The organism is Streptomyces sp. NPDC090021, assembly GCF_044748225.1.
Taxonomy (GTDB): Bacteria; Actinomycetota; Actinomycetes; order Streptomycetales; family Streptomycetaceae; genus Streptomyces.
Genome location: NZ_JBIVFO010000024.1, coordinates 53,462 through 72,566, shown reverse-complemented (window position 1 = coordinate 72,566; position 19,105 = coordinate 53,462). Strand labels below are relative to the sequence as shown.

General features: G+C 72.7%; 17 protein-coding genes. 3 read left to right on the top strand and 14 right to left on the bottom strand.

Annotated features, from left to right (window positions below):
• Positions 1-443: 443 nt before the first annotated feature.
• The 5 genes from ACIPXC_RS20525 to bldG all read right to left on the bottom strand — a co-directional run bounded on the left by ACIPXC_RS20525 (position 444) and on the right by bldG (position 6,436).
• Positions 444-1,973, bottom strand: coding sequence for a methyltransferase (locus tag ACIPXC_RS20525; RefSeq protein WP_401620021.1), 1,530 nt, complete (start codon positions 1,971-1,973; stop codon positions 444-446).
• Positions 1,974-2,145: 172 nt separating this feature from the next.
• Complete coding sequence (locus tag ACIPXC_RS20520) at positions 2,146-2,712, bottom strand: small secreted protein (protein WP_401620019.1); 567 nt, start codon at positions 2,710-2,712, stop codon at positions 2,146-2,148.
• A 162-nt stretch (positions 2,713-2,874) separates the two neighbouring features.
• Positions 2,875-5,274 carry a sodium-translocating pyrophosphatase gene (locus ACIPXC_RS20515; protein ID WP_401620016.1) on the bottom strand — a complete coding sequence of 800 codons (2,400 nt, stop codon included), beginning with the start codon at positions 5,272-5,274 and terminating at the stop codon, positions 2,875-2,877.
• Between the two features lie 257 nt (positions 5,275-5,531).
• Positions 5,532-5,972: an ATP-binding protein gene (locus ACIPXC_RS20510; RefSeq protein ID WP_401620014.1), complete on the bottom strand. Its 441-nt coding sequence runs from the start codon at positions 5,970-5,972 to the stop codon at positions 5,532-5,534.
• 122 nt (positions 5,973-6,094) lie between these two features.
• Complete coding sequence (gene bldG, locus ACIPXC_RS20505; RefSeq protein ID WP_030028781.1) at positions 6,095-6,436, bottom strand: anti-sigma factor antagonist BldG; 342 nt, start codon at positions 6,434-6,436, stop codon at positions 6,095-6,097.
• 81 nt (positions 6,437-6,517) lie between these two features.
• Here bldG and ACIPXC_RS20500 point away from each other — a divergent pair, with 81 nt between their 5' ends.
• A complete protein-coding gene (locus ACIPXC_RS20500) occupies positions 6,518-8,989 on the top strand; it encodes a DEAD/DEAH box helicase (RefSeq protein WP_401620010.1) in 2,472 nt (823 codons plus the stop codon).
• A 6-nt stretch (positions 8,990-8,995) separates the two neighbouring features.
• On the opposite strand, the gene ACIPXC_RS20495 is transcribed toward ACIPXC_RS20500, so the two are convergent.
• Genes ACIPXC_RS20495 through ssd form a run of 7 tightly spaced genes read right to left on the bottom strand, consistent with a single transcriptional unit; the run spans position 8,996 to position 14,028 of the window.
• Positions 8,996-9,391: an Rv3654c family TadE-like protein gene (locus ACIPXC_RS20495; protein ID WP_401620007.1), complete on the bottom strand. Its 396-nt coding sequence runs from the start codon at positions 9,389-9,391 to the stop codon at positions 8,996-8,998.
• Positions 9,388-9,717 (bottom strand): TadE family type IV pilus minor pilin, encoded by a 330-nt coding sequence (locus ACIPXC_RS20490; RefSeq protein WP_401620004.1) that lies wholly within the window; start codon positions 9,715-9,717, stop codon positions 9,388-9,390. Before ACIPXC_RS20490 ends, ACIPXC_RS20495 begins: the two co-directional genes overlap by 4 nt.
• A gap of 43 nt (positions 9,718-9,760) precedes the next feature.
• The gene (locus ACIPXC_RS20485) at positions 9,761-9,958 is read right to left on the bottom strand and encodes a DUF4244 domain-containing protein (RefSeq protein WP_030957773.1); all 198 of its coding nucleotides are present in this window, start codon (positions 9,956-9,958) and stop codon (positions 9,761-9,763) included.
• 47 nt (positions 9,959-10,005) lie between these two features.
• Positions 10,006-10,791, bottom strand: coding sequence for a type II secretion system F family protein (locus ACIPXC_RS20480; RefSeq protein ID WP_401620000.1), 786 nt, complete (start codon positions 10,789-10,791; stop codon positions 10,006-10,008).
• Positions 10,791-11,675, bottom strand: a complete 885-nt coding sequence (locus tag ACIPXC_RS20475) for a type II secretion system F family protein (protein ID WP_401619997.1) — start codon at positions 11,673-11,675, stop codon at positions 10,791-10,793. Before ACIPXC_RS20475 ends, ACIPXC_RS20480 begins: the two co-directional genes overlap by 1 nt.
• Positions 11,672-12,820 (bottom strand): TadA family conjugal transfer-associated ATPase, encoded by a 1,149-nt coding sequence (locus tag ACIPXC_RS20470; protein WP_386457177.1) that lies wholly within the window; start codon positions 12,818-12,820, stop codon positions 11,672-11,674. The genes ACIPXC_RS20475 and ACIPXC_RS20470 overlap by 4 nt, the downstream gene beginning before the upstream one ends.
• Entirely contained in the window at positions 12,817-14,028 is a 1,212-nt protein-coding gene (gene ssd, locus ACIPXC_RS20465; protein ID WP_401619994.1) for a septum site-determining protein Ssd, read from the bottom strand. The genes ACIPXC_RS20470 and ssd overlap by 4 nt, the downstream gene beginning before the upstream one ends.
• A 488-nt stretch (positions 14,029-14,516) precedes the next feature.
• On the opposite strand from ssd, the gene ACIPXC_RS20460 reads away from it, so the two are divergent.
• Positions 14,517-15,392 carry an HAD family hydrolase gene (locus tag ACIPXC_RS20460; protein ID WP_401619991.1) on the top strand — a complete coding sequence of 292 codons (876 nt, stop codon included), beginning with the start codon at positions 14,517-14,519 and terminating at the stop codon, positions 15,390-15,392.
• 369 nt (positions 15,393-15,761) lie between these two features.
• Here the strand turns inward: ACIPXC_RS20460 and ACIPXC_RS20455 are convergent, their stop codons facing one another.
• Positions 15,762-16,583 carry an oxidoreductase gene (locus tag ACIPXC_RS20455; RefSeq protein ID WP_386398185.1) on the bottom strand — a complete coding sequence of 274 codons (822 nt, stop codon included), beginning with the start codon at positions 16,581-16,583 and terminating at the stop codon, positions 15,762-15,764.
• Between the two features lie 109 nt (positions 16,584-16,692).
• Here ACIPXC_RS20455 and ACIPXC_RS20450 point away from each other — a divergent pair, with 109 nt between their 5' ends.
• The gene (locus tag ACIPXC_RS20450; protein ID WP_401619988.1) at positions 16,693-17,751 is read left to right on the top strand and encodes an ATP-binding protein; all 1,059 of its coding nucleotides are present in this window, start codon (positions 16,693-16,695) and stop codon (positions 17,749-17,751) included.
• Here the strand turns inward: ACIPXC_RS20450 and ACIPXC_RS20445 are convergent.
• On the bottom strand, positions 17,705-19,006 hold the full coding sequence (locus ACIPXC_RS20445; RefSeq protein ID WP_401619985.1) for a hypothetical protein: 1,302 nt from the start codon (positions 19,004-19,006) through the stop codon (positions 17,705-17,707). The two genes, ACIPXC_RS20450 and ACIPXC_RS20445, sit on opposite strands and share 47 nt — an antisense overlap.
• Positions 19,007-19,105 lie beyond the last annotated feature (99 nt).

The following is a 19,105-nucleotide window of genomic DNA, read 5'->3' as shown; positions in this document are numbered from 1 at the left end:
GGATGCCGTGCCGGACCCTTCCCGATCACCGGGCCGAGTGGCCCGGGGGCCGTCTGGCCCCGCCCCCGCGACCCGTGCCGCACCGGCTTACGGCACGTGTGCCACCGCCCCCGGCAGGCCTCCCGCGGCAGTGCCGGAACCTTACGCCGCGCCGGGCCCCGCAGGCCGGCGGAGCCGCGCCGGAAGAAGCGGAGGCAGGGGTGCGACCGTGACGGGGCACACGCCTGAGGCCACCGGCGCACGGCGGCTGGCGCGCGCTCCCGTCCCGGCCTGCACAGCGGCCCCGGACAGCGGGGACGCGACCCGGCCAAGATCACCGGACCGCGCTCCGCGCCGTTCCCCCCACCCCGGCCGCTCTCGGACTCCCCCCGGACCCCGCTGTACCGCACGCTGCCAGCCCCGGGGATACGCCGGGCGAACCCCGGGTTACATCACGGTGCCGCCTACTGCCCGGGGCGTACCACGGGCTCCAGGAAGCCCTGCTCGACCAGCAGCCGGATGGCCTCCGGAGTCCGGTCCCGCAGCACGACGGGGTCCTCCTGCATCAGCTGCGCGATGGCGTCCAGGATCCGCCCGGCGCTCAGTGAGCCGTCACACACTCCCGCGAAGCCCGCGCCGACCGTGTCGACCTTCGTGGCGCGCCGCATGCCCCGGTTCTGCCGGAGCACGACGTGCTCGGGGTCCTCCGCGCCGGGCGAGCCGACCTGCTCCTGGACCACTTCCTCCACCAGCGTGAAGTGGGCCTCCAGCAGGGCCGCGTCGTCGTGCTCGCGCAGGTAGTCCTGACGGGCGAAGTGGGCGAGCACGGCCTCGCCGAGCGGCTGCTCCACCGTGTGCGGCCACTCCTCGATCACGATCGAGGGCTCGGCCGCGTCCGACCGGCGCAAGGTGATCCATCCGAAGCCGACGCTCCTGGTCTTGCGGGCCTCGAACTCGTCCAGCCAGTCCTCGTAGCGCCGGGCGTACTCGGCGGGGTCGGTGCGGTGGTCGCCCGCGTCGCGCAGCCACAGCTCCGCGTACTGCGTGACGTCCTGCACGTCGCGCTGGACGATCCAGGCGTCGCAGCCGCGCGGCACCCAGGAGCGGAGCCGGTCGTGCCAGTCCTCGCCCTCGACGTGCTGCCAGTTGCCGAGGAACTGCGCGTACCCTCCGGGGTTGAGCCGCGCCCCCGCCTCCTGGACCAGGGTCCGGCACAGGTCGTCGCCGCCCATCCCGCCGTCGCGGTACGTCAGCCGGGCGCCGGGGGAGATCACGAACGGCGGGTTCGACACGATCAGGTCGTACGTCGCCCCGCCGACCGGCTCGAAGAGCGAGCCCGTGAGCAGTTCGGCCTCCGGCGCCCCGGAGAGCGCCAGCGTCAAACGGGTGAATCCGAGGGCCCTGGGGTTGACGTCGGTCGCGGTGACCCTCGTCGCGTGCCGGGTGGCGTGCAGCGCCTGGATGCCCGATCCGGTGCCGACGTCGAGGGCGGAGCCGACCGGGGTGCGCACGGTGATCCCGGCCAGCGTGGTGGAGGCGCCGCCGACGCCGAGGACGACGCCCTCCTCCCGGCTGCCGATCCCGCCGGCCCCGCCCACGGCGCAGCCGAGGTCCGAGACGATGAACCAGTCCTCGCCGTCCGGACCGCCGTACGGACGCACGTCGACGGTGGCGTGCACGGTGTCCTCGCCGTCGGCGGCATCCCCGCGCCGCAGCCAGCCGTCGGCCAGGGCGGTATCGACCGGCATCGCCGACGCGGCGTGCACGTACGGCACGGGCTGCTGGAGCAGGAACAGCCGGACCAGGGTCGCGAGCGGGCCGTCGCCGCCGCCCCTGGTGGCGCGCAGGGCGGGGACCGTCTCGCTGCGGGCCAGTGCGGCGTAGGCGGGGGCGCCGAGCAGGTCGAGCAATCCGTCGGCGGTGAAGCCGGCGGCCAGCATCGCGCTGCGAAGTTCGGCGGCGTGGTCGGGCGTGGGGAGGCTGGTGGTACTCACCCGTCCATTGTGTCCGCTGGGGCCCGTCCCGCCGGTCACCGCAGGCCCGGATGTACGAATGGGCGGCCGTGCCCCCTCTCGGGGGCCCGGCCGCCCGGGACTTCGTACGGCGTACCGCCGGACCCTCGGGGCGCCGTGGCCCCGTACCGGGCCGGGTTACTCGGGCGCCGGGCTACTCGGGCGATGCCGAGGTCGTCGCGACCTGGCAGCCCTTCTGGTTGTTGATGGCCTTGTCCAGACCGCCCGCGTTGAGCGTGGCGAGCGCGTCCTGACCGCCCTTCGTCGCCTCCTGCAGGCCGCCGGCGACCTCCTTGAGGCCGTCGGCGAACTTCGTCTGGTCCGCGGGGTCGAGGGCGTCCATCTTGGCCTTCAGGTCGGCGTACCCCTTGGAGGTCGCCTCGAAGCCCTTGACGGCCGACTCCTGGGTCGTGGAGCCGTTCTTGACCGGTGGCACCCCGGCCTGCTGCAGGGCGTTGCCCATGGTCTTGTACGACTCGGACATGGTCGCGAACGCCGCCGAGTCCGTCTGCTTGACCTCGTCGGGCTTGCTGCTCTCGGTCGCCACGCGCTTGATGTCGGCGTTGGCGGTCTCGATCTTCTTGAGTTCGGGCTGCCACTGGTCGCAGACCTTCTTGGCCCAGGCGTTGGCCTTCTCGTCTCCGTCGTCCCCGCCGCAGCCGGACAGGACGAGCATCAGTACCGCACTGCCCGACAGTGCGGCCGCAAGCTTCTTGTTCACCGGATTGGTCCCTTCGGAGGCTCTCGGCCCGGAAGATACACGCCTGCCGTCCGGGGACGCACAAAGGCGGACAGACGACGCGTAGGTCCGCGCCGCCTGTCCGCCTTTCGGGCGCACGGCCGGCCCTGCCCGGCCCCGGCCCTTCCCGCTGCCGGGCCTCGGTCAGGAGACCGTCGCCGGGTCGGCCGACTGGGCCACCCGCTCGGCCGTCCCGTCGCTCTCGTCGCCCACGGCGATGCCGCGGCGCTTGGAGACGTACACGGCGCCGATGATGACGCCGATCGCGACGACCGCGACGACCGCCCGTACGGTCGGGCTGGTGTCCGCGCCGTAGCTGAACTGCACGACGGCGGGGGCGATCAGCAGCGCCACCAGGTTCATGACCTTGAGCAGCGGGTTGATCGCGGGACCGGCGGTGTCCTTGAACGGGTCGCCGACGGTGTCGCCGATGACGACCGCCTCGTGGGCCTCGCTGCCCTTGCCGCCGTGGTGGCCGTCCTCGACCAGCTTCTTCGCGTTGTCCCACGCGCCGCCGGAGTTGGCGAGGAAGACCGCCATCAGCGTGCCCGTGCCGATGGCGCCGGCCAGGAAGGACCCGAGCGCGCCGACGCCGAGGCAGAAGCCCACCGCGATGGGTGTCAGGACGGCGAGCAGGCCGGGCGTGGCGAGCTCGCGCAGCGCGTCCTTGGTGCAGATGTCGACGACGCGCCCGTACTCGGGCTTCTCGCTGTAGTCCATGATCCCGGGGTGCTCGCGGAACTGGCGGCGCACCTCGTAGACCACCGAGCCCGCGGAGCGCGAGACCGCGTTGATGGCGAGGCCGGAGAACAGGAAGACCACGGCCGCGCCCAGGATCAGCCCGACGAGGTTGTTGGGCTGTGCGATGTCCAGGCTGAGGTTCATCTCCCCGGCCTTCGCCCCGACTTCCTTGACGGCGGTGGCGATCGCGTCGTTGTACGAGCCGAAGAGCGCGGCGGCGGCGAGTACGGCCGTGGCGATGGCGATGCCCTTGGTGATGGCCTTGGTGGTGTTGCCGACGGCGTCCAGGTCGGTCAGGACCTGCGCGCCGGCGCCCTCGACGTCGCCGGACATCTCGGCGATGCCCTGGGCGTTGTCGGAGACGGGCCCGAAGGTGTCCATGGCGACGATGACGCCGACGGTGGTGAGCAGACCGGTGCCGGCCAGGGCCACCGCGAAGAGCGCGAGCAGGATCGACGTGCCGCCGAGCAGGAACGCCCCGTAGACGCCGAGGCCGATCAGCAGCGCCGTGTAGACGGCCGACTCCAGGCCGACGGAGATGCCGGCGAGGACGACGGTGGCGGCCCCGGTGAGGGAGGACTTGCCGATGTCCCGGACGGGACGGCGGTTGGTCTCGGTGAAGTAGCCGGTCAGCTGCTGGATCAGGGCCGCCAGCACGATGCCGATGGCGACGGCGACGACGGCCAGGACGCGCGGGTCACCGGAGTGGTTGGTGATCGCCGCGTTCTCGACGCCGACGAGGTCCGCGTAGCTGGAGGGCAGGTAGGCGTAGACGGCGATGCCGACCAGCACCAGGGAGATCACGGCCGAGATGAAGAAGCCGCGGTTGATGGCGGTCATGCCGCTGCGGTCGCTGCGGCGCGGGGAGACCGCGAAGATGCCGATCATCGCGGTGACGACGCCGATGGCGGGCACGATCAGCGGGAAGGCGAGGCCCAGGTCGCCGAAGGCGGCCTTGCCGAGGATGAGCGCGGCGACGAGGGTGACGGCGTAGGACTCGAAGAGGTCGGCCGCCATTCCGGCGCAGTCTCCGACGTTGTCGCCCACGTTGTCGGCGATGGTCGCGGCATTGCGCGGGTCGTCCTCCGGAATGCCCTGTTCGACCTTGCCGACCAGGTCGGCGCCGACGTCGGCGGCCTTGGTGAAGATCCCGCCGCCCACGCGCATGAACATCGCGATCAGGGCGGCTCCGAGACCGAAGCCCTCCAGGACCTTGGGGGCGTCCGCGGCGTAGACCAGGACGACGCAGGAGGCGCCGAGGAGGCCGAGGCCGACGGTGAACATGCCGACCACGCCACCCGTGCGGAAGGCGATCTTCATCGCCTGGTGGGAGACCTCGGTCAGGTCCTTGGCGGGCTCCCCCTCGGCCGGGGTGGCCCGGCGCGCGGCGGCGGCGACGCGGACGTTGGCGCGGACCGCGAGGCGCATGCCGATGTAGCCGGTGGCCGCGGAGAAGACGGCGCCGACGAGGAAGAAGGCGGAGCGTCCCGCCCGCTGGTTCCAGTCGTCGGCGGGGAGCAGGAAGAGCAGGAAGAAGACCACGACGGCGAAGATGCCGAGGGTGCGCAGCTGGCGGCCGAGGTAGGCGTTGGCGCCTTCCTGGACGGCCGCGGCGATCTTCTTCATGCTGTCGGTTCCCTCGTCGGCGGCGAGGACCTGGCGGACCAGGAACTGCGCGACGACGAGTGCGGCGAGTGCCACGGCCGCAATGACCATCACGATGAGCCGATTGTCATCGGTGAGTACTGCGGATGCCAGATCAGCGGTGCTTTCCGGCGCGAGAGGGGTGAAGAGCCCCGTCATTCGTCCTCCTTGACGTGATGAGCTCAAGATGTGGACGGATTGTAGGGAGCGCACCCCGATCAAAACAGTGCGCAGGAAACGCAATTGGCGTGCTCCTGCTCCTCAGCAATAGATCGCGTCACTCCATTACCCTCGAAAGTAGTAATGGGGCAAAGGCATTGACGGATGCTCATCGATCCAGGGAAATGAAAAAGGCCCTGCTCAGCAGGGCCTTGATAAAGATCAGAAGATAGGAGCGGTGGTGCGCGCAGCGGATCTCAAGGGAGGTCGGAAGATCCCGAGACGGGCCAGCTCATCCGGATGGTCCCGCCCGATTCCCCACTGGTCACCTCGACGTCGTCGACGAGCCCGCTGATCACCGCGAGTCCCATCTCGTCCTCGGTGTCCCCGTCGGACTCCTGGACGGCGGCGATGCCGGACACGGTCTCGGCCGGGCTCCCGTCCGGGCCGGGTACCTCGTCGCCGACCTCGATGGAGAACGTCTTGTCCTCCTCGGTCAGCAGAACCCGGACGGGCGCGGTCAGCCCGTTGCTCCGGTGGAGTCCGACGGCACGCGAACAGGCCTCGCCGACGGCGAGGCGGACCTCGTCGAGGACGGCTTCCTCCACACCGGCCCGGCGCGCCACGGCGGCCGCGACCAGGCGGGCCGTCCGGACGTGTTCGGGCTGGGCGCTGAAGCGCAGTTCAACGGTGGCCATGCGCGTCCCCCTCGGACTACGGGCGTGCCTTGACAGGGGCCCGGACCACCCATGGCCCGGCACCCCCGCTCTCCTTGCCGGCCCCCAGCTGCCCGAAGACTGCCGGGGGCCGCCTGGAGCCGTCAGTCGGTGGCGTTGACGGCGTCGTCCACCGTGGTGTGGATCGGGAACACCTTGGTCAGACCGGTGATGCGGAAGATCTTCAGGATGCGCTCCTGGTTGCACACCAGTCGGAGCGAACCCTCGTGCGCGCGGACGCGCTTGAGGCCACCCACGAGCACACCAAGACCGGTGGAGTCGAGGAAGTCCACTCGCTCCATGTCGACGACCAGGTGGTAGCTGCCGTCGTTCACCAACTCGACCAACTGCTCGCGCAGCTTGGGCGCGGTATACACATCAATCTCGCCACCGACCTCCACGACCGTACGGTCGCCGACAGTGCGAGTCGACAGGGACAGGTCCACGGATCCTCCAGCACCTTGCTATCGAGCGGCGCCCCCCAGGGGCCTCCCCACCCGAAGGTAGGTGAGGGATTGGCTGCCGCAATGGCATTCAATCACTTACCGGCAGGCGCGCACGACGCCTTCCGACCATTGTCCCGCACGCCGGTGACACACTCGGTTCCGATGGCCAACACTCACGGTCCCGGACGGCCCACGGCAGACGCGGACTCCCGACCCACCCCCGGCACGGTCCTGGACCGCCTGTCACGGGGGCCTTTCCGCTCTGCGCGCATCACCCATACGGAGCACTTGCCCCCTCGGGCGGGCCGTCATGCAGTCTGGCCCGACCGCATCCGAACGGATGTCGTAGCCGCGATCCGGGCCGCCGGGATCGACCATCCGTGGGAACACCAGGCCGCGGCCGCCGAGCACGCCCTGGACGGCGAGTCCGTGGTCGTGGCCACCGGAACCGCCTCGGGCAAGTCCCTGGCCTACCTCGCCCCCGTGCTCTCGGCGCTCGCGGACGGCGCACGGGCGCCGAACGGGCGGGGTGCGACCGCCCTGTACCTGGCCCCCACCAAGGCCCTGGCGGCCGACCAGCGGCGCGCCGTACGGGACCTGGCCGCCCCGCTCGGCAACGCCGTCCGTCCTGCGGTCTACGACGGGGACACCCCCGTCGAGGAGCGCGAATGGGTGCGCCAGTACGCAAACCACGTCCTCACCAACCCCGACATGCTGCACCGCGGGATCCTCCCGGCCCACCCGCGCTGGTCCTCCTTCCTGCGCTCCCTGCGCTATGTGGTGATCGACGAGTGCCACACCTACCGCGGGGTGTTCGGCTCCCACGTGGCGCAGGTGCTGCGCCGGCTGCGGCGGCTGTGCGCCCGCTACGGCTCCCATCCGGTGTTCCTGCTGGCCTCCGCCACCGCCAGCGACCCGGCGGCGGCCGCCTCCCGGCTGACCGGCGTACCCGTGACCGAGATCACCGACGACGCCTCGCCGCGCGGCGAGGTGGTCTTCGCCCTCTGGGAGCCCCCGCTCCTCACCGAGCTGAGGGGCGAGAGGGGTGCTCCCGTACGCCGTACGGCCACCGCGGAGACCGCCGACCTGCTGGCCGACCTGGTGGTCCAGGGCGTGCGTACGGTCGCCTTCGTGCGCTCCCGGCGGGGCGCCGAGCTGATCTCCGTGATCACGCAGGAGCGCCTCGCCGAGGTGGACCGCTCCCTGCCCCGGCGGGTCGCGGCCTACCGGGGCGGCTACCTGCCCGAGGAGCGCCGGGCCCTGGAGCGGGCCCTGCACTCCGGCGAGCTGCTGGGACTGGCCGCCACGACCGCCCTGGAGCTGGGCGTGGACGTCTCCGGCCTGGACGCCGTACTGATCACCGGCTATCCGGGCACGCGGGCCTCCCTGTGGCAGCAGGCGGGCCGGGCCGGGCGCTCGGGCCAGGGCGCCCTGGCCGTGCTGATCGCCCGGGACGATCCGCTCGACACCTACCTGGTCCACCATCCGGAGGCGCTGTTCCGCCAACCGGTGGAAGCCACCGTCCTGGACCCCGACAACCCGTACGTCCTCGCCCCCCACCTGTGCGCGGCGGCGGAGGAGCTCCCGCTGACCGAGGCCGACCTGGATCTCTTCGGCCCGGCCACCGAGGAACTCCTCCCCCAGCTCGAGGCGGCCAAGCTGCTGCGCCGCCGGCCGTCCGGCTGGCACTGGACCCGCCGCGAGCGGGCCTCGGACCTCACCGACATCCGGGGCGGCGGCGGCCGCCCGGTGCAGATCGTCGAGGCCTCCACGGGCCGGCTGCTGGGCACGGTCGACGAGTCGGCCGCCCACACCGCCGTCCACGAGGGTGCCGTACACCTGCACCAGGGCCGCACATATCTGGTGCGGCACCTGGACCTGGAGGGCTCGGCAGCCCTCGTGGAGGCGGCGGACCCGCCCTTCTCCACCACGGCCCGCGACACCACCTCCATCTCCGTCCTGGACACCGAGACCGAGATCCCGTGGGGCTCGGCCCGGCTCTGCTTCGGCTCCGTGGAGGTGACCAACCAGGTCGTCTCCTACCTGCGCCGCAAACTGATCACCGGCGAGGTGCTCGGCGAGGCCAAGCTGGACCTGCCGCCCCGCACCCTGCGCACCAGGGCCGTCTGGTGGACGGTGACCGAGGACCAGCTCGACGAGGCCCGGATCAACCCGGAGATCCTCGGCGGCGCCCTGCACGCCGCGGAGCACGCCTCCATCGGCATGCTGCCGCTGTTCGCCACCTGCGACCGCTGGGACATCGGCGGCGTGTCCGTGCCGCTGCATCCCGACACCCTCCTCCCCACGGTCTTCGTCTACGACGGCCACCCGGGCGGCGCCGGCTTCGCGGAGCGGGCCTTCCACACGGCCCGCGCCTGGCTGACCGCCACCCGCGACGCCATCGCCGCCTGCGAGTGCGAGGCCGGCTGCCCCTCCTGCATCCAGTCCCCCAAGTGCGGCAACGGCAACGACCCCCTCCACAAGCGCGGCGCCGTCCGCCTGCTCACCCGCCTCCTCTCTGAGTCGCCGGACTCCCCGTCCTCCACCATCTGACCCGCCCTACGGCCCTCGGCCGCGCAGGGAAGAACTCGCGGGCGGCGGTGCGCGGCGCTCTTCCGCCGGGCGGTCCCGGGGCGGACCGGCGCGGGCGCGGATCTCGGGCCTGAAGGGGCCCGCCGCGACCCGTGCGGCCACTTCGGCGACCTCGCCGCCGACGTGGCACCCGGCGAGCTCCGCGCCCTGCGCCCGGGCCACCCGGCGGGCCGTGGCGCAGGCGGTGTCCGGCCCGTGCGCCCAGGTGGCCGCCGCCGCGAGCGCCGCCAGGTCCGCGGCCGCCGCCGCCCGGTGGCGGGCCACGACAGCCTGCCCGAGCAGCAGCACCCCCGCGAACACCGCGCCCAGCACCGTGGCCACCAGCGCCGCCCAGACCGTGGCCGAACCGCGGTCCCGGCTCACGGCGGCGGCCCCACGCTGTCCTCGGCGAGGGCCACCGCCTGCGCGCCCAGCCGCAGCGGGATCCCGGCCGGCCCAGGCGCGGGCGCCGCCACCCGGACCCGCCAGAGGTCGCCCACCCGCTGCAGCTCCACCCTCGCTCCCGGTGGCGCGGCCTCGCGGGCCGCCGCCACCGCGATCTCCACCGGCTCCGACCTGGACGCCGCCCGGGCACCGGCCCGGGCCGCGTCGACACACCGGATCTGTCCGGCCGCCGCCATCAGGGCCCACACCAGCGACGCCGCGAAGAGCACCAGCGCAGGAATCACCAGGGCGGTCTCCGCCGTCACATATCCCCGGTCCCGCATTCCACGCGCCCGCCCGGGCCTCTTCTCAGAACGGCACATCGAGCGCCTTCCCGATGGTCGACTGAAGCGCCGTGGCGACGACGTCACTCGTCACCACCTTGTAGAGGACGGCCGCGAATGCGCACGCCGCGATGGTGCCCATGGCGTATTCCGAAGTGGACATCCCCGCGTCGCTCCCGCGACCGGAGAGAACCGTCCGTACACGAAACCAGATGATCCTCATGGCAACCTCCAGTGGATTTTCGTTGTTGATGTGTGGTCAATGCGACTTCAGGGGTTGGAGAGAAGTCCCGAGGCCATACCGATCACCACCGGCGCGACCCCGATCGAAAGAAATGCGGGGAGGAAGCACAGCCCCACCGGTGCGGTGACGAGAACCGCCGCCCGCTGGGCCCTGGCGCCGGCCCGGCGGGCCCGGTCCTCCCGGAGACCGGAGGCGAGCCGGGACATCGGCTCCGCCGCGGGCGCCCCGGTCCGGGCGGCCCGCTCCAGGCATTCGGCGAGCGCCCGGGCACCCGGCATGTCCGCCAACCTCCCCCACCCGGAGCCCGGTTCGCCGCCGAGCCGCAGCTCCGCACCCGCGCTCGCGAGCCGCTCGCCCACCGGGCCGCCCAGCGATTCGCCCACCACCTCCGCCGCCTCGACCGGCCCGGCGCCGGCCGCCAGGCAGGCGGCCAGCAGATCGGCGGCGAACGGCAGTTGACGCTCCGCCTCCCGCGGATCCACCGCGGGAGGCGGCCGCCGCCGGGCCGGCAGACGCCTCGCCCCGGCCGCAGCCAGGCAGCCGACGGCCACCCCGGCCACCCCGCCGACGAGCAGCCAGCCCGCCAGCAGTGCCCCGGCCGGGAGGCCCCACGCCACCGCCGCACCCCGCAGTGCGGAGCCGAGCGCCGGCCCCCTCACCCCGGACCGGGCCCCCGGTCGCGCCCCCAGCAGCGCCGCGGTCCTGCGCCGGACGGCACGCGCCCTGACCCGCGCCGCCACCGCCGACACCATCCACAGGGCCGCCGCCGCGCCCAGGACGATCCCCAGCCTGTGGACGGAGGCGCCGGCCATCACCGCTCCACCGCCCTGACGATCCGACGGCACCACAGCAGCCCCAGCCCCTCCAGCACCCCGCCCGCCACCAGGCAGCCCCACCCCATCGGGGTGTGCAGCAGGATCCTCAGCGGATCCGCGCCCAGCCCGGTGCCGATCAACAGGCCCACCAGGGGCAGCAGGGCGAGCACCAGCACCGTCGACCGCGCGCCCGCCAACTGGGCCCGCAGCGACTCCTGCCGGTCCCGCTCGGCTCGCAGGGCTCCCTCCAGCCGGTCCAGCCCGGCGGCCAGCCCTGCCCCGCCGTCCACCGACACCCGCCAGCAGGCGGCCATTCCGGCCAGCCCCTCGGCACCGGGTTCCCGTGCCGCCTGCCGCAGCGCCCCGGGCACGTCCCCGCCGAAGGCCGCGGCGGCCAGGACGCCCGTCTCCGCCGCGCCCGGCCCGCCGGGGCCCGCGGCCGTCCGCCGCAGCGCCGCCATCAACGCCTGCCCGGGCTGGGCCCCGGCCCGCAGCTCGCCCACCACCGCCCCGCACAGGGCCACCACCTCGGCCGCCCGCTCGCTGCGGGCCCGCTCGCGCGCCCGTACCCGCAGCCACCGCCGTACCAGGGGTACCGCGGCCGCTCCGGCCGGCAACGGCAGCACCGACCCGCCCAGGACCGCGATCACCAGCCCGGCCCCGAGGCAGACCCACTCCCGCCACCGCACGGCCCGCACCCGTACGGCGCCGAGCAGCAGCTCCCGGCGCGGCGGCCCGCAGGCGAGCGGCCCGCCCCCTCCGGCCAGCACCGCCCCGGCCCGTCGGGACACCCGGTCGCATCCGGCGATCCCCCAGGCGGCCGCGCCCGCGCACAGCACCCCCGCGAACAGCGGCAGCGGAAATGCCGCCCCGGCGCTCACCGGGCACCCCGCAGCAGCGGACGCAGACGCTCCCAGCCCTGCTCACGTACGAAACCGCGGGCGGCCCACCGCAGCGCGGGCACGGTCACCACCAGTCCGGCGCGATCCCGTTCCAGGACGTGCACCTCGGCCACCCGGCGCCGCCCCGCCCGGTCCCGCACCAGGTGCAGCACGAGGGTCAGCGCGGCGGCCAGCTGGCTGTGCAGCGCGCCCCGGTCGAGCCCCGCGGCCGTCCCCAGGGCCTCCAGCCGGGCCGGGACATGAGCGGCGGCATTGGCGTGCACCGTGCCGCAACCCCCCTCGTGGCCGGTGTTCAGGGCGGCGAGCAGGTCCGCCACCTCGGCGCCCCGCACCTCCCCCACCACCAGCCGGTCGGGCCGCATCCGCAGTGCCTGCCGGACCAGGTCCGCCAGCGTGACCAGCCCCGCGCCCTCCTGATTGGCCGGCCGGGTCTCCAGCCGCACCACGTGCGGATGGTCGGGACGCAGCTCGGCGGAATCCTCGGCCAGGACGATCCGCTCACCGGGGCCCACCAGCCCCAACAGGGCACTCAGGAGCGTGGTCTTGCCGGTCCCCGTCCCGCCGGAGACGAGGAACGACAACCGGGCCTCGACCATGTCCCGCAGCAGCCCCTGCCCGCCGGGCGGCAGCGTGCCCGCCGCGACGAGCTCGTCCAGGGTGAACGCCCGCGGGCGCACGACCCGCAGCGAAAGACAGGCCGAGCCCACGGAGACCGGTGGCAGCACGGCGTGCAGCCGGGTCCCGTCCGGCATCCGGGCGTCCACCCAGGGTCGGGCGTCGTCGAGACGCCGGCCGGCGACGGCGGCCAGCCGCTGGGCGAGCCTGCGCACGGCCCCCGCGTCGGCGAAGGTCACGCCTGTCAGTTCCAGCCCGCCGCCGCGGTCCACCCACACCCGGTCCGGGGCCGCGACCAGCACGTCGGTCACCTCCGGATCGGCGAGCAGCGGCTCCAGCGGACCCGCGCCGACCAGTTCGGAACGCAACTCGGCGGCCGCGCCGAGCACTTCCTCGTCGCCCAGCAGCCTGCCCTGTGCGCGCAGGGCCGCCGCCACCCGCGCCGGGGTCGGCTCCGCGCCGCTCTCGGCGAGCCGTCGGCGCACCGCGTCCAGCAGCACCGCGCTCATGCCGGCACCCCCTGAGCGGCACCGAGCGCCCGCTGCCAGAAGCCGTCGCAGAAGCGGGCGAGCGAGCCGCGCGCCTGCGCCCCTGGTGGCTCGCCCTCGGCCACCCGGCCCGGGAGGCCCACCTCGACGGGCACCTCACCGGCCAGCGGCGCCCCCAGCAGGCCCGCAACGGCCTCCGGATCGAGTCCGCCCGGGCAGCGTCCCCGGACGACGACGCGGACGTCCCGGGCCACCATCCGCACACCGGCGGCCACCCGGCCCGCTGCGGCCACCGACCGCAGCTCGCCCGCCACCACCATCAGCACCAGGTCGAGCTGGGCCAGCACCTCGGCCACGGCCTCGTCCACCCGGCGCGGGAGGTCGACCACGACGACCCCGCCCCGGCGGCGCGCCGCGGCCACCACCGAGCGGACGGCGGTGGGCGGCACGACCACCCGGTCCCCGCGGTCCCAGCTGAGCACCCGCAGCTCGTGCAGTTCGGGCAGGGACTCCTCCAGCGCTCCGGCGCCCACCCGCCCCCGGGAGGCCGCGAAGTCCGGCCAGCGCAGGCCTGTGGCGCTCTCGCCGCCGAGCAGTACGTCCATACCGCCGCCCAGCGGGTCGCCGTCGATGAGCATGGTCCGCTCGCCGGCGCGGGCGGCCCGGACCGCGAGGGCGCAGGCCAGGGTGGAGGCGCCCGCCCCGCCGCTGCCTCCGATCACCCCGACGGCGAGGGCGGGCCGGCCGGCGCCTTCGACGACATCGGCGATCCGGTCCACGAGCCGGCCCTCGGCGTCGGGGAGGCGCAACACTTCCTCGGCGCCGATCTCCACCGCCCGCTGCCACACGAGGGGGTCGTCGAGGTCCCGTCCGACCAGGAAGACCCCGGTCCTGCGAGGCGCACCCCGCACCCGCCGCGCGGCATCGTCCCCGACCAGCACGAGGGGGGCCGAATCCCAGCCGACTCCGGTGCGATTGAAGCCAGTTGACGAAATCGACGGATCGGCCCCGCCTGCGGCCCGCCCGGCCTCCGCTTCCACGGCCGCACCGCCGGGCCCCGGCGCCCCGTGGAGCACGTGCGGCTCGGCCCCCGCTGCGGCGCAGAGCCGCAGCAAGTCGTCGAGCAGCAGGGGGTCTTCGGTGATGATCAGCGGCCGGCCCCCGGCGGACGCGCCTGCGGGCGGGGCTCCGGTGACGGCTTCAACCCCCGCCGCCCTTCCGGTCGTCACGGACTTCGGTGTTTCGCACGACTTCGATCGAGCCACGATCTCCGCCCCCTTCTCACTGCAAATCCCAGCGCCACGGACTTCGCGGCTGGAATCACCGTGCAGCGATCGGGAAAAAGAAGTGGATCTTGCCCAATAACTGTGGACAACCCATCGATTGTGAATAACCCGGTCACCCTCACAGGTGAGTTCCGGAGCGCACGGGAACGACTACGCAGCGTCACACGTCTGACGGGGTGAGGGCCTGGCACGGGCGGGTCCCGCAGAAGGGGAGGGCCGAGGAGATGGTCGATCGGGGCCGAAGCCGGGGACGCGAACCGCGTCCGGACATGCGACGACCCCCGCCGGGGGGGAGAGCGGGGGTCGTCCCCACGGTCCGACTCGGGGGGGGAGGAGCCAGACCGGGTTAGCACGGTCGCGAACGATCCGTGACTTCCATGGTGTACCCGAGAGCCCTCTCAGGCAAACCCACGCGCCACACCTTACGCCGAATGGTGGGCGCATATGCTCGGGGCGTGGAAAATCAGCCCTTGCCGCACTCCTCGCCTCGCACCGCCGCGTTCTTCGATCTGGACAAGACGGTCATTGCGAAGTCGAGCACCTTGACGTTCAGCAAGTCCTTCTACCAAGGCGGCCTGATCAACCGGCGGGCCGTGTTGCGCACCGCCTACATCCAGTTCATCTTCCTGGCCGGCGGCGCCGACCACGATCAGATGGAACGGATGCGGGAGTACCTGTCCGCCCTCTGCAAGGGGTGGAACGTGCAGCAGGTGCGGGAGATCGTCGCGGAGACCCTGCACGACCTCATCGACCCGATCATCTACGACGAGGCCGCTTCCCTGATCGAGGCCCACCACACGGCCGGCCGTGACGTGGTGATCGTGTCCACCTCGGGAGCGGAGGTCGTCGAGCCGATCGGCGAGATGCTCGGCGCGGACCGGGTCGTCGCCACGCGCATGGTCGTGGGCGAGGACGGCTGCTTCACCGGCGAAATCGACTACTACGCCTACGGGCCCACCAAGGCGGAGGCCGTACGGGAGCTCGCCGAGTCCGAGGGCTACGACCTCTCCCGGTGCTACGCCTACAGCGACTCGGCGACCGACATCCCGATGCTGGAGGAGGTCGGGCACCCGCACGCCGTCAACCCGGACCGCGCGCTGCGCCGGGAGGCGACGGCCCGCGAGTGGCCGGTCCTGGTCTTCAACCGGCCGGTACGGCTCAAGCAGCGGCTCCCCGGACTGTCGATGCCCGCCCGCCCGGCCCTCATCGCCGCGGCCGCCGTGGGCGCGGCCGCGGCCACCGCCGGGCTGGTCTGGTACGCGAGCCGGCGCCGGGCCCACGCCCTGTCGGCCGCCACCTCGGCCTGATTGCCCCACCTGCACCGATTCAGGCTGTCCGGTTCACACCCACTCGCCCCGGAAAGTAAAAAGTGGAGCCAGGGGTTTCGCACAGCAGCGAAGCGGAGTACAAATAAAGCAACGGCCCGCGAGACCAAAGAACATCCGAGAGGATCATCTTTCAACGCAGTAAGGCCCACGGACCGATGCATGAACGCCGAGCACCCACGCGACGTCGACCCGTCGATTACGGGCCAGCCGCACCAGGTGACGGGCAAAGTACCCGACCTGATGGGCAACTTTCGAGGACGCTTGGTAACTGGGCGTGAATGCCAGCGGCGACACCAGAGCAGTACGGTGTCGCCGCAACCCATGTCGGGCCCGCATCCCTCGAAGGGCTCAGGCAGCGCCGCGCTGCAGGGCTTCGCAGACCGCCGTCGACTCGCGCACCCCGAGCTCGATCGCCCGGCCGCAGTGGCCGATCCACGCCGCCACGCCCTCCGGGGTTCCGGAGAGGTAGCCCTCGAAGGCCGCCAGATAGGCCTCGGCGCCCTGCTCCGCGTGACCGACCTCGGCCGGGCAAATGGCCTTGGGGTCCAGCCCGCTGTTGATCAGGACGATGCGCTCGGCCGCACGCGCGACCAGCCCGTTGTACGAGGCGAAGGGCCGCAGGGCCAGCAGCTCGCCGTGCACCACCGCAGCCGTGACCAGCGCCGGGGCCGAACCGCCCGCGATGATGATCCGGGACAGGCCGTCCAGCCGGCCGGCGACCTCGTCGGCCCCCGGAAGCGGTGCCTCCACCAGCGGCTCGGCCACCGGCTCGCCCGCGAGGCGCGGTCGGCCCACCACGTCACCCTCGGCCGTCGACCCGACCGCCACCAGATGCAGGCGCGCCAGGACCCGCAGCGGCGACTGACGCCAGATACTCAGCAACTGCCCGGCCTCCGCGGTGAGCCGCAGCGCGGCGCCCACGGTCAGCGCCTCCGGCTCCGCACCGAAGTCGGTACGCCGCCGCACCTCCTCCAGCGCCCAGTCCGCACCGGACAGCGCCGCGCTGCCGCGGGCGCCGCGCAGGGCGGCCTCCGAGGTGATCTCACCGCTGCGGCGGCGCATCACCCGGTGCCCGTAGACCCGGTCCACGGCCTTGCGTACGGAATCCACGGAATCGGCGACACCCGGCAGCCCGGCCAGGGCGGCCAACGGGTCAGAAGCGCTACTCATAAGTAAGGAGCCTACGCACTGCGCGGGCTCGGTACCGACCCCTCCTTGGAGTGGTCTTCTTCACTCACCTTGACAACACAGCGCTACTCACCCACTACGCTTGGTGAACATGAAGATCGCTTTCGTGGGAAAGGGCGGCAGCGGCAAGACGACGCTGTCCTCCCTCTTCATCCGTCACCTCGCCGCCAACGAAGCCCCCGTCGTCGCGGTGGACGCAGACATCAACCAGCACCTCGGCGCCGCGCTCGGCCTCGCCGAGGACGAGGCCGCCGCGCTGCCTGCCCTGGGTGCGCACCTGCCCCTGATCAAGGACTATCTGCGGGGCTCCAACCCGCGCATCGCGTCCGCCGACACGATGATCAAGACCACTCCGCCGGGCCGCGGCTCGCGGCTGCTGCGCGTCACCGGGGACAACCCGGTGTACGAGGCCTGCGCGCGCACGGTGCTGCTCGACGGAGATCCCGTACGCCTCATGGCCACCGGGCCGTTCACGGAGGCCGATCTGGGCGTGGCCTGCTACCACTCCAAGGTCGGAGCCGTCGAGCTGTGCCTGAACCACCTCGTCGACGGACCGGACGAGTACGTGGTCGTCGACATGACGGCGGGCTCCGACTCCTTCGCCTCGGGCATGTTCACCCGCTTCGACGTGACCTTCCTCGTCGCCGAACCGACCCGCAAGGGCGTGTCCGTCTACCGCCAGTACAAGGAGTACGCGAGGGACTTCGGGGTGGCGCTCAAGGTCGTCGGCAACAAGGTGCAGGGCCCCGAGGACATCGAATTTCTCCAGGACGAGGTCGGCGAGGACCTGCTGGTCACCGTCGGGCACTCCGACTGGGTGCGGGCGATGGAGAAGGGCCGCCCCGCCTCCTTCGACCTGCTGGAGGCGACCAACCGATTCGCCCTCCAGGCGCTCCAGGACGCCGCCGACGACTCGTACGCGCACCGCGACTGGGTCCGGTACACCGAGCAGATGGTGAGCTTCCACCTCAAGAACGCGGAGAGCTGGGGCAACGCCAAGACCGGAGCCGACCTGGCGGAACAGGTCGACCCCGGGTTCGTCCTGTGCGAGGGCCCGAACGCCCCCGACGCGTTCGACGGCGGCGCGGGCGCCGACGAGGTCGTCAGCCCTCGTCCTCAGCCCCTTCGGCCGGCTCCGCAGCCGGCTTGACGCCGTCGGGGGCGGCCGGCGGCGCCGGCGGCCCCGCGGTCAGGAACTTCGTCCAGCCCTCCTTCGGCGCCTCGCCGACGTCGAGGGTGCGCATCCACTCCAGGGCCTTGGGGTCCTGGGCGTCGAGCCAGTCCACCAGCTCGCGGAACGGCACGCAGCGGACCTCCTTCTGCGTACACATGCCCTTGATCGACTCCTCGACGGCGCGCATGTAGGTGCCGCCGTTCCAGGACTCGAAGTGGTTGCCGATGATCAGCGGCGCGCGGTTGCCCTGGTAGACGCGGTCGAAGGCCTGTCGCAGGCCGTCGCGCATCTGGTCGCCCCAGTAGGTGTGCTGCGAGGGGTCGCCCTGGGAGGTCGTCCCGGACTGGTTGACCATGTAGTTGTAGTCCATGCTCAGTGTGTCGAAGGCGCGGCCCGGCATCGGCACGAGCTGGAGCGGGATGTCCCAGAGGCCGTCCGTCTTCTTGGGCCAGATCTGCTTGCTGATGCCGCTGGAGTCGTAGCGGAAGCCCATGTCCTTCGCCGCCAGCATGAAGTTCTTCTGCCCTTCGAGGCAGGGGGTCCGGGCGCCGATGAGCTCCTTGTCGTAGTCGAAGGGGAGCGCCTGCTCCTGCTTCAGGCCCGCGTTCGTCTTCCAGTTCTTGACGAAGGACTTGGCCTGGTCGATCTCGCTCTTCCACTCCTCCACGGACCAGGTGCCGACGCCGCCGTCGGGCCCGCAGAAGTGCCCGTTGAAGTGGGTACCGATCTCATTTCCCTCCAGCCAGGCGGCACGGACCTGCGCGGCGGTGTCCTTGATGCCCTGCAGGTCGCCGAAGCCGATGTCGGAGCGGCCGGGCGCGTGCTGCGGCGCGGTATAGAGGAAACGCTTCTCCTCCGGGAGCATGTACACGCCGCTGAGGAAGTACGTCATGCGGGCGTTGTACTTCCTGCCCACCTCGCGGAAGTGCGAGAAGAGCTTCTGGCTGTCCTCGCCGGCCCCGTCCCACGAGAACACCACGAACTGCGGGGGCTTCTCCCCCGGCTTCAGCTTCTGCGGCTTCTGCACATTCGGCTGCGGCCCGGTGTACGCCGTCGAACCGTCGCCGATGGGGCGGTTGACGCTGCCGGGGGCCTCCGGAGCGCCCTTCAGCGCGTTCGGGCCTCCGGCGGCCGGGGACTTCGCGGGTTCCGAGGCGGTGCACCCGGCGACGCCCAGGACCAGCGCCGTGGCGACCAGGCCGCCGGCGATCTTCTTCGTGGCGGCGATCATCCGCCCCACCTCTCCCTCGCAGTTCCATCGCAGGACTTCCGCGCCGCAACGTGCCATGCGGTCCACCGCAAGGAAGGTATGACAAGCCGGACAAAATGC

Excerpts from the sequence above, each read along its gene's own strand:
- ACIPXC_RS20515 (WP_401620016.1), bottom strand. The coding sequence starts at position 5,274 with ATGACGGGGCTCTTCACCCCTCTCGCGCCGGAAAGCACCGCTGATCTG.
- ACIPXC_RS20510 (WP_401620014.1), bottom strand. The coding sequence starts at position 5,972 with ATGGCCACCGTTGAACTGCGCTTCAGCGCCCAGCCCGAACACGTCCGG.
- ACIPXC_RS20500 (WP_401620010.1), top strand. The coding sequence starts at position 6,518 with ATGGCATTCAATCACTTACCGGCAGGCGCGCACGACGCCTTCCGACCA.
- ACIPXC_RS20485 (WP_030957773.1), bottom strand. The coding sequence starts at position 9,958 with ATGAGGATCATCTGGTTTCGTGTACGGACGGTTCTCTCCGGTCGCGGG.
- ACIPXC_RS20480 (WP_401620000.1), bottom strand. The coding sequence starts at position 10,791 with ATGGCCGGCGCCTCCGTCCACAGGCTGGGGATCGTCCTGGGCGCGGCG.
- ACIPXC_RS20470 (WP_386457177.1), bottom strand. The coding sequence starts at position 12,820 with ATGAGCGCGGTGCTGCTGGACGCGGTGCGCCGACGGCTCGCCGAGAGC.
- ACIPXC_RS20460 (WP_401619991.1), top strand. The coding sequence starts at position 14,517 with ATGGTGGGCGCATATGCTCGGGGCGTGGAAAATCAGCCCTTGCCGCAC.
- ACIPXC_RS20455 (WP_386398185.1), bottom strand. The coding sequence starts at position 16,583 with ATGAGTAGCGCTTCTGACCCGTTGGCCGCCCTGGCCGGGCTGCCGGGT.
- ACIPXC_RS20450 (WP_401619988.1), top strand. The coding sequence starts at position 16,693 with ATGAAGATCGCTTTCGTGGGAAAGGGCGGCAGCGGCAAGACGACGCTG.
- ACIPXC_RS20445 (WP_401619985.1), bottom strand. The coding sequence starts at position 19,006 with ATGATCGCCGCCACGAAGAAGATCGCCGGCGGCCTGGTCGCCACGGCG.